The organism is Cohnella laeviribosi DSM 21336, assembly GCF_000378425.1.
GTDB lineage: Bacteria > Bacillota > Bacilli > Paenibacillales > Paenibacillaceae > Cohnella > Cohnella laeviribosi.
On record NZ_KB899819.1, the window covers coordinates 115,591 to 125,251 of the forward strand.

The following is a 9,661-nucleotide window of genomic DNA, read 5'->3' on the forward strand; positions in this document are numbered from 1 at the left end:
CCGGCAGCCGCCGATCACCCACGGCGATCCCCCTCTTTCAGCTTCGGCCTGTAGATGCAGTAGCTTGTGGGGGTTTCTCTTACATACACCTGCACGCAGCGCGGGCGGTTGGCCGTACCGTCCAGGTAGCGCTGCACGATCTCGTAAATCGTTCGGGCCACCACTTCGGTTGTCGGAAACCGGTCGGGCGATTCGGAATCGAAGCTCTCGGCGTCATCGTTCAGGACGGTATGATCGAAGCGATCGTGAATCAGCTCTTTGATTTTGGCGAAATTGACCAGAAAGCCCGAGGCGTCGAGCTCGTCGCCCGCAACCGTGATATTGGCGAAATACGTATGGCCGTGCAGCTTCCGGCACTTTCCGGCCTCGTCGGACGGGATATAGTGGGCCGCGGCAAATTGAATATCCTTATTCAACTCGTATTCGTATGGGTGAGCGACGGACGGGTAGATTTGCTGCATCATCGGCGGGCCGCCTCCTTTTTCGCCAGATAGCGCTCCAGCCCGTTGCGGCGCAGCCGGCATGCCGGGCATTCCCCGCAGCCGTCCGCGATAATGCCGTTGTAGCAGGTCAGCGTGCGCTCGCGGACGAACTCGAAGGCGCCGAGCCGGTCGGCCAGCTCCCACGTTTCGGCCTTGTCGAGCCACATCAGCGGCGTATCGATGACAAAAGGATAGTCCATCGCCAGATTAAGCGTAACGTTGAGCGATTTGATGAAAACGTCCCGGCAGTCCGGGTACCCGCTGAAGTCCGTCTCGCATACGCCGGTCACGATATGGTTCGCCCCGATCTGCTTGGCCAGCACGGCGGCGAACGAAAGGAAAAGCAGATTGCGCCCGTCCACGAACGTGGTCGGCAGCGCCCCTTCCTCCTGCCGGATGGGGATATCGCTGCGGGTCAGCGCGTTTGGCGCCAGCTGATTGAGCAGCGACATATCCAGCACGTGATGCCTGACGCCGAGATCGCGCGCGATGGCCGCGGCGCATTCCAGCTCCAGCTTGTGGCGCTGGCCGTAATTGAACGTAACGGCTTCCACTTCTTCGAAGCGGTCCAGCGCCCAGAAAAGACAGGTCGTGCTGTCTTGGCCGCCGCTGAACACGACGACCGCTTTTGAGCGATTGACAGTCTGGTTCAAGTTGCATCTCCCTTTTTTGCGAAGAGAGAGATTCCTTGACTTCCCGCTGCAAACTAAAGAATCGGCGCGAATCGGTTGCCTCTCTTCGCGCCGAACGCCAAAACGACGGTACCCTTGCGGGCCGCCGTAATGGATAGTTTTTTATAGAGGGAGTTCGCGAACCTCTCCCGGAGGACGCCCCGCACCGCACGGCGCAGCCGCCTTCCGGAATTCTTCTTTAGTTTTCCTCCGTACTATAACATAGCCGCCCGGAGATGAGAACAGGAAGTTTTTGCGGCGGCCGCCCGTCAATGACCGCCGCCGTATTCGGCGGCGCCGGCCCGTTTGCTCCGCTCGCCTTGGGCCGGAAGCTTCAGCTTCGCCGTGCCCATGAACAGTACCGCAAGCAGCGCCAGGATGGCGGGAACGATCACCCATACGAACATGTGCGCGATCGAGGAAGACAGCGCGTCCACGATCCGGTTCAGCACGTCCGACGGCAGTTCAGCGCGCTTCTCCGGCGTAAGCGATTGGCGGATATCCGCCAGCGAATGGACGCCTCCCGCGCCGGCCCCGCCGCCGAAGGCGTCCGCCATTTCCGCCGCAAGCGCGTTGCGCTGCACGATGCCGAACACGGTCAACCCGACCGTCATGCCGAGGGACCGCAAAAAGGACATCGACGAGCTGGCCGCTCCCCGCTTGCTGGCGTCGAAGCCGTGCATGCCCGCCATCCCGAGCACCGAGAACGAGAAGCCGACGCCCAATCCCGTTATAATCATGTACGCCGTCAGCTCGGCGTTGGAGGTGTCCGGCGTAATCGTGCTCAGCAGAAACGCCCCGAGAATGAAGATCAGCGCCGATCCGATCATGATGTTCCGGTAAGCCGTCTTGGCGGCCAGAAAGCCGCCGATTTGGGCGGCGACGACCGAAGCGAGCGTCAGCGGCAGCAGAATCAGCCCCGAGTTCGTCGCCGAGCCTCCGTGCACGCCCTGCACGTAGATGGGAATATACATCGCAAACGGAATGAACCCCGCCCCGTAAAACAAGCTGGCGAGCGCGCTCGATCCGAACAGCCGCTGCCTGAACATCGAGTAGGACACGATCGGCTCGGACGCCTTCGTCTCCGCGAACAGGAATATGCCGAACAGAATCGCCGAGGAGGCGAACAGCGTCACAATCGGCGCCGAATCCCAGGCGTACTTGGTTCCTCCCAGTTCAAGCGCGAACATCAGGCAGACGACCGCCCCGACGAGCGTAACCGCGCCCCACCAGTCGATTTTTTGCTTGGCGTGCTCGACCGATTCCTTGTAATAAAACAGGACGAGCAGCAGCGAGGCCAGGCCGATGGGCACGTTGATGTAGAAAATCCAGTTCCAATGGATATGGTCCACAATATAGGCGCCGAGCAGCGGCCCGAACAGGCTCGACGCGCCGAACACCGCCCCGAACACGCCCGACATGCTGCCCCGCTTCTCCATCGGCACCACGTCGAACAGAATCGCGAACGAGATCGGCATCAACGCGCCGCCGCCGATTCCCTGAATCGCGCGGTAAATGCTGAGCTCGACAATGCTGCTCGCCGTCCCGCACAATACGGAACCGAGGATGAACAAGGCGATGCCGAATACGAAAAACCGTTTTCTCCCGTACATATCCGACAGCTTGCCGAAAATCGGCATTCCCGCCATTTCCGTCACCAGGTAAGCGGAGGTCACCCAAACAAATTGGTCGTATCCGCCGAGATCGCTCACGATCGTTCCCATCGCCGTCGAGACGATGGTGTTGTCGATGGACGCCGCAAAGATGCCGAGCATAAGTCCGGCCATAATCAGGCCCATCCGGTTTCGTTGTTGAGTTGTCACGAGATTCACTCCAAACGGTTAAAAGTTGTTACCGCTACGTTTTGATTTGTTGTCCCACTTTCGCTCCCTTGGCCACGGACAGCGAATGTCGATATTCCACAACGCCGATTTCGCAGCCGGGACCGATGACCACCCGGTTGCCGCGGACCGCGTCCGCCCGGGTATGCTCGAGTTCGACGACATCCCCTTCGATCGACGCCGCCGTCAACCCGGCGTAAGCGGACGGCAGCAGCAGGTCCTTCAACTTGACGATCCGGCTGCGCTTGACCGCGATGGCTCCGCCGCCGATCTCGCGGGCTTCGCACGGGCCGTGCAGACGCCAATCGAGCCGATCCGCGCTCAGCAATCCGCCGATGCGAAAGCCCCCTCCCCCTTCCAGCGTCTCAAGTTCGCAATCGCCTTCCACGGCCAGTTGTCCGACAAGTCTGAACCGCTCGCCCGTCACGTTTCCGGATACGTTCACCTCGCCCGTGATGGCGGACCGGCCCGTCCTCATCTCCCCGTCCACCCGCAAATCGCCGGTAAGCTTTACGCTCCTGCTGTGCAGGGAACCTTTGATCAATGCGCTTCCGGTGCATTTGAACGTCTCCGCTTTCGTATCGCCGTTCAGCCGGCATTCGCCCACGATCTTGACGTTGCCGAATTCGCCGCCGTTCGATTCCGTCGTGCCGACCAGCCTCAAATTCGGGCGGCTGGCGGCGGCCGAGCCGCCGCTTGCGGTTGCCGTCATCTTTTCCGCCTCCTTATCCTTGGACCCGCTGTTCGATTTTCGCCTGCGGATGCGCGAGCAGCTCGCTGCGGTATTCAACCCGCCCGATCGCGCAGCCCTGGCCGATCTTGACCCGGTTTCCCCGGACGACCGCCGCCGTCGTGTTTTCCAGCTCGATGTCGTCGCCCTCGATCGTATCCGCCGTAAGCCGAATCGCAAGCTTTGGGACGATCCGTTGCCATAAACGCTTAAAGCCGCCTGCGCCGCCCCGAAGAATGCGAATCCGCTCGCCGCCGATTTCCCTCGCCGCGCATTTTCCCTGTATCCGAATCTCCATCTCTCCGGCGTTCAGCAGCCCTTCCACGTCGAACCAGCCGTTCGATTGGAACGTCTCCGCCTCGCAGTCTCCGCGCACGTGCAGTCCTCCGTTGACGTAAATCCTTTCCCCGTTCATTCCGCCCCGAACCCGGACCATGCCGTCGATGCGCGCTTCTCCCGAGGACAATCCGCCGCCCACAACCATATGGCCGTTGCAGTGCAGCCGGCCGGTCCGCACGTCTCCATCCGTCTTGACCTGGCCGTTGACCATAAAGGAATCGGAGACGGTAGCCCCCGCAAGCTTGCCGACCCCATGAATCGTCAACTGCCGGTAACGGCCTCCTGCGGCGCTGCCGACCCCGTTAATATTCAAATCCGGACGGTTGTCTTGCTCCATCCTTCCTTCCTCCTTACGTCAGCATCAGCTTCAATCGTTCCGCGCATTCGGCCAGCGGCACGCGGGCGACCACCTTGGCGCCGCTCTCGAAATGCAGCTCGGCCGGCATCGACACAAGCGCGAAAACGGGCACGCCCATCTTGCGGATAAAAATCAGCTCGCACGCCTTGCCTTCGAATTTGGGGAAATGCTCTTTCAAGACGGACAGCAGCAGCTCGCCCTCGTCCAGGTTCATCGCCCCGTCCTGCAGCAGCCGGTCGGCCACGTAGAGAAACAAAATCTGCTCGAACGCGTACACGGTGTTCGCCGGATCGCGGGCGGCAAAGCGCTCCATCACCACACTCGAAACAATGTTACGTTTTATGATTTCGTCTTTGCGCAAGTTCAGATCGTACGAATACGGCGACAATTTGTCCGCCAGCTCATCCAGCGAAAGATCTTCCTTCATGTTTATGATTTTGTCGATCCGGGACAGAATCAGCTCTCTCGGAAAAAACGTCTCTTGCCCGGTAAAGGTCGATTTGCGGATAAACCAGTCTTCGGGAATCAGCTGCTTCCGTTTCCATCTGTACAGCTGGCCGTAGGAAATGCCGGTCAGCTCCAGAAGCTCCTTCTTCGATATCAACTCCCGTCCGGACATCGATTCATCACCTCTTTCAATGATAATGTAACATAACATTGTTACGTTGTAAAGCCGAAAAACATCCGCCCGTCCGCGAAAGCGAACGAGGCGGATGCCTATGCATTTGCCGGTGTTATTTGGTGTTGGTGACCCAAATCACGTTGTCCTCGTCTTGCCCGTTCACCGGCCACCAGTGGAACCCGTCTTCGCGCAGCAACTCTTCCGCGCGGGCCGGTCCCCAGCTTCCGGCCGGATAGAACGCCAGATCATCCGACGATTGGCTCCAGGCTTCGGCGATCGGATCGACCAGTTTCCATGCGGCCGCCAGCTCGTCCCAACGGGTAAAGTAGGTGGAATCCCCGCGGGCGGCGTCGTAGATCAGCCGCTCGTACGCTTCCGGCGTGTTGATGCCGACCTGGCAGCTTTGGCAAAATTCCATCGCGACCGGCTGGATCGTCATATCGTTGCCGGGCTTCTTGGCATTGATCTTGATATAGATGCCCTCCATCGGGTTTACCCGGATGACGAGCAGGTTCGGCTGAAGCTGCTGCCGACTCGCGAACAGGACGTTGTTCGGCACGTTCTTGAACTCGATGACGATTTCGGTCGATTTGACCGGCATCCGCTTGCCCGTACGCACGTAGAACGGTACGCCCGCCCAACGGAAATTGTCCACGAACAGCTTGGCGGCAAAAAACGTTTCGGTCGTCGAATCCGACGGAACCGAATCCTCGTTGCGGTACCCTTTGACGGCTTGGCCCTTGAGCTCCCCGTCCGTATACTGGCCGCGGACGACGTGCTTTCTTACGTCTTCGGCGGAGCGGAAGCTCCGCACGGAGCGCAGCACCTTGACCTTCTCGTCGTGAATGTCTTCGGGATCGAGGCGGCCCGGAGGCTCCATGGCGATCATCGTCAGCATCTGCAGCATGTGGTTCTGCACCATGTCGCGCAGCGCTCCGGACTTGTTGTAATAAGCGCCGCGCTCTTCGACGCCGACCGTCTCGGCCAGCGTGATTTGCACATTGGCGATATGATTGTTGTTCCAAAGCGGCTCAAAAAAGGCGTTGGCGAACCGGATAACCTGAATGTTCTGCACCATTTCCTTGCCGAGATAATGGTCGATCCGGAACACTTCCTCCTCGCGGAACACTTGACGAATTTCTTCGTTCAGCTTCTCGGCGGACGGGTAATCGTAGCCGAACGGCTTCTCGATCACCAGACGGTGCCAGCCGGCGCTCTCCAGCATGCCGCCGTCGCGGAGGTTGCGGGATACGGTGCCGAACAGCTCCGGAGCGAGGGCCAAATAGAACAGCCGGTTGCCCGGAATGGAATAGCGGGCTTCCAGCGCTTCCGTCGCGGCCTTCAATTCGCGGAAGCCGTCTACATTGCCGATATCCAGGGGATGGTAGGAAAAATGAGCCGCAAATGAGTTCCAGTTCGCGTCGTCGGGCTTGTACCGGCAAAATTCCCGTATCGACTCGTACACGTCGTCGCGGAACTGTTCGTCCGTGCGAACGCGGCGCGCCAGTCCGACCACCGCGAACCGCTCGCCCAGCTTCCCTTCGAGATACAAGCTGTACAGGGCGGGAAACAGCTTGCGGCGGGCCAAATCGCCCGTAGCGCCGAAAATAAAATAAACAGCGCCGTCAGCGGCGGCGAAAGTGTCCAACGTTTTATCTGCCATGGTCCTCATCTTTCTATCATCAGAATTTTAGATACACGTATTGTAGTTTATCACAATTGACCGGCGTTTGCTATCGATTTGGGGATTCCATTTGGGGATTTCAAGCAAAAACACCTCCATCGACGACGTCGGTGATGGAGGTGTCTTTGGATTTTACAGCGGACTGATCTTGAATTCAAACTCCAGAATACCGTCCGACGGGATGCGGTACTCTTTCTGGATCGGTGCGCCCCAGCTATCGTCGCCGCCTACGCCCGCCTGCTTGCCGGCTACGGTAACGACCGTGTAATGAACGTCGGGCAGCTCATAATGGTGGTACGCGCTTTCCAGCTCAAAAGCGGTGTACGGCGATATGTTGCACTCGACCGGCGCCCGGGGCGGGGCGGAAATCCGCAAGCCGTGGCGGCCGGCATCGGTGATGTCGACTCGCCGTACGCCCGTACGGTTTCCGGACTCCTGGGGAACGACATAACCCGATACGTTGTCGGTCACCCTGTTCCGAAAGCGGATCAATCTGGCCCCTTGGGAGCGGTCGGCGTAATTCTCTTCCGGTCCCAGCGCATACCAATCCAGCTCGCTATATTCGGCGGGGATTTTGAAAGACAGGGCGAATATCGGCAAATCGGGCAGTCCAGGCGCCCCTTCGTAACGGCACTTCACCCGCAGACTGCCGTCCCCGTACACCGTGTAGACCACAGTCACAGCTACATCCGCATGAATATTCAACGCATAGCGGAAGGTCACGTCGACCTGCCCGGCCTGCTCCTCCAGTCCGACAAAAACGCATTTAGGCGCCAGGCTTGCCGCAAACCACCCGCCTGCATGGAAGCCTTGGCCCATGCCTCTGTCATTATCGGTCGTAGCCCTCCAAAACAGCGGAGCCGGCGGAATAGCGATCATTTCCCGGCCCTGGTAGCGTAAGGACACCAGACTGCCTACCCCTTTGGAAAACAGGATATTAAAACCGTCGCCATGAACGCCGATGTTCACATCACCGCGGACGACACGAATCTTCCCTTCCGGCAATACCGGCTCGGCCGTCTCCTCGACGACAAATACATACTGCCCAAACGCGACTTCATGACCGGCATCGGCCCACAGCTCCCGCTCACGCAAAATCAGCGAAGCGTGAAGCGCATATTCCCCAGGCATTCCTTCCACATCGGGGAGATCCAGGGCCAAATAGGTTTCACTCTGCGGAGCCGCCTGCGGGTAGAGAACCGTCCGGAACACCTCTTCGCCTTCGCGATAAAGCGTACAAACGAGCGCATAGGCGTCCAGTCCGGCGAACAGGTTTTCATTTTTGACCTTTATGCCGCAGCGGTCCGGAATCAATCTGACGTTCTGGTACAGGAATTTGACTTCCTGCATTTTGGGCGATACGACGCGGTTCGCATACACAAGTCCGTTCGTGCAAAAATTATAATCCGTAGGCCGATCGGCAAAGTCGCCGCCGAACGCCAAATATTCCTCACCGTAGCGGTTTTTCTTCACCACCGCCTGGTCGATGAAATCCCAGATAAATCCTCCCTGATACAGCTCATATTTCTGCTCCAGTTCCGTGTATTTGTGCATTCCGCCGACCGAATTGCCCATGGCGTGCATATATTCACAGCTGATATACGGCTTTCCGGGATCGCTGTTCAAATAAGCTTCGATGTCCGCCGGTTTGGCATACATGCGGCTTTCCATATCGCTGATGTCATCATAGGCGCGGTTGTGAAACACACCTTCATAATGAACGAGACGGCTCGGATCCCTTTCGCGGAAATAATTCGCCACCTCGCGCAGAACCTGCCCGGCGTAGGATTCGTTGCCGCATGACCAGATGAGAATCGAAGGGTGGTTTTTGTCCCGCTCCAGCATCGAAATCGCCCGATCCATGACGATATCCCGCCATTCCGGCTTGTCTCCGGGAATGTTCCAGGACGGCTCGACAGCGCCCAGCTTTTGCCATGAGCCATGCGTCTCCAAATTCATTTCGTCGATTACATACAGCCCGTACTCGTCGCATAATTCGTACCAAAGGCTTTGATTCGGGTAATGGGAAGTGCGGACGGCATTGATGTTGTTTTGCTTGAGCGTGCGAATGTCCCACAGCATATCCTCGCGCGTAATCGCCCGCCCGGTTCGGCAGTTGAACTCATGACGGTTTACGCCTTTGAATACAATTCGTTTGCCGTTCAGCCGCATTACCTTGTCCACAAGCTCAAACCGTCGGAATCCGATTCTTTGCGGAATGACCTCTGTCAATTGCCCTTTTTCATCGTAAAGGCGAAGGATAAGCGAATATAAATAAGGCAGTTCCGCGCTCCATGGATGAACCTCCGGCACCTCGGCAGCGAGCTTTGCGCGTCCGTCCTCCCGGAAATCCGACTCCAGGACGGCCAGGCTTCTCCCCTCCGCATCCCGGATCTCCGCCTGAACGCGGGCTGCCATCGGTTGTTCCAGCCGCAGCTCAAGCCCAAGCAGCCCGGTCCGATACGAATCGTCCAGGGTGGCCCGCACCTGTAAATCCCGCACATGGACTTTCGGTATGGTGTACAGATACACTTCTCGAAAAATACCGGAGAATCGCCAGTAATCCTGATCCTCCAGCCAGGCGCCCGTACTGCGTTGGTACACCTCAACCGCCAGCCGGTTTTCCCCTTCCTTTATATAGTTGCTCCTGAAAAAGTCGATTTTCAAAAATAGTTTCGGGTTGCTGGCTGGGTTGTGAGGGGGAACTTTCCCTAATGATCGGTTTCCATGTTAGTTTTGGAGCATTTTTGCCGCTCTTTGCAGGTTGTGGGTCAGAATCCCGAAGCCGACCCAGCATTTTGAGCCGACAAAGCCCCGATACCTGCTGCGGTTCAAACCGTACTTCCGCTTGAGAAGACTAATCTTCGCTTCTCCAGCTGCACGGTAACGCTGCAAGTCTTTGAACCATAATTCGTTTTCGTACTCGGATCGGGC

General features: G+C 58.2%; 8 protein-coding genes, 1 pseudogene and 1 riboswitch. All 9 genes and pseudogenes read right to left on the reverse strand.

The window, feature by feature from the left end:
- Positions 1–14 precede the first annotated feature (14 nt).
- Positions 15–464: a 6-carboxytetrahydropterin synthase QueD gene (gene queD, locus F560_RS0110140; RefSeq protein WP_019005620.1), complete on the reverse strand. Its 450-nt coding sequence runs from the start codon at positions 462–464 to the stop codon at positions 15–17.
- Positions 461–1,135: a 7-cyano-7-deazaguanine synthase QueC gene (gene queC / locus F560_RS0110145; RefSeq protein WP_019005621.1), complete on the reverse strand. Its 675-nt coding sequence runs from the start codon at positions 1,133–1,135 to the stop codon at positions 461–463. Before queC ends, queD begins: the two co-directional genes overlap by 4 nt.
- 127 nt (positions 1,136–1,262) lie before the next feature.
- Positions 1,263–1,306, reverse strand: a riboswitch (PreQ1 riboswitch).
- 116 nt (positions 1,307–1,422) lie between these two features.
- Positions 1,423–2,952 carry an MDR family MFS transporter gene (locus F560_RS0110150; RefSeq protein WP_020621277.1) on the reverse strand — a complete coding sequence of 510 codons (1,530 nt, stop codon included), beginning with the start codon at positions 2,950–2,952 and terminating at the stop codon, positions 1,423–1,425.
- Between the two features lie 58 nt (positions 2,953–3,010).
- A complete protein-coding gene (locus F560_RS0110155; RefSeq protein WP_019005623.1) occupies positions 3,011–3,706 on the reverse strand; it encodes a hypothetical protein in 696 nt (231 codons plus the stop codon).
- A 13-nt stretch (positions 3,707–3,719) separates the two neighbouring features.
- A complete protein-coding gene (locus F560_RS0110160; protein WP_019005624.1) occupies positions 3,720–4,400 on the reverse strand; it encodes a hypothetical protein in 681 nt (226 codons plus the stop codon).
- A 13-nt stretch (positions 4,401–4,413) separates the two neighbouring features.
- Positions 4,414–5,040 (reverse strand): YhbD family protein, encoded by a 627-nt coding sequence (locus tag F560_RS0110165; RefSeq protein ID WP_019005625.1) that lies wholly within the window; start codon positions 5,038–5,040, stop codon positions 4,414–4,416.
- A 115-nt stretch (positions 5,041–5,155) separates the two neighbouring features.
- On the reverse strand, positions 5,156–6,706 hold the full coding sequence (gene zwf / locus F560_RS0110170; RefSeq protein WP_019005626.1) for a glucose-6-phosphate dehydrogenase: 1,551 nt from the start codon (positions 6,704–6,706) through the stop codon (positions 5,156–5,158).
- A 153-nt stretch (positions 6,707–6,859) separates the two neighbouring features.
- Positions 6,860–9,397 (reverse strand): annotated as a pseudogene (gene lacZ, locus F560_RS0110175) (beta-galactosidase, LacZ type); the annotation flags it as partial.
- A 60-nt stretch (positions 9,398–9,457) separates the two neighbouring features.
- On the reverse strand, positions 9,458–9,661 hold a 204-nt coding region (locus F560_RS25010), incomplete at its 5' end, for a transposase (RefSeq protein WP_019005628.1).

Coding starts and splice junctions, on each gene's coding strand:
- queD (WP_019005620.1), bottom strand. CDS start 464: ATGATGCAGCAAATCTACCCGTCCGTCGCTCACCCATACGAATACGAG.
- F560_RS0110150 (WP_020621277.1), bottom strand. CDS start 2,952: ATGGGCCTGATTATGGCCGGACTTATGCTCGGCATCTTTGCGGCGTCC.
- F560_RS0110155 (WP_019005623.1), bottom strand. CDS start 3,706: ATGACGGCAACCGCAAGCGGCGGCTCGGCCGCCGCCAGCCGCCCGAAT.
- F560_RS0110160 (WP_019005624.1), bottom strand. CDS start 4,400: ATGGAGCAAGACAACCGTCCGGATTTGAATATTAACGGGGTCGGCAGC.
- F560_RS0110165 (WP_019005625.1), bottom strand. CDS start 5,040: ATGTCCGGACGGGAGTTGATATCGAAGAAGGAGCTTCTGGAGCTGACC.
- zwf (WP_019005626.1), bottom strand. CDS start 6,706: ATGGCAGATAAAACGTTGGACACTTTCGCCGCCGCTGACGGCGCTGTT.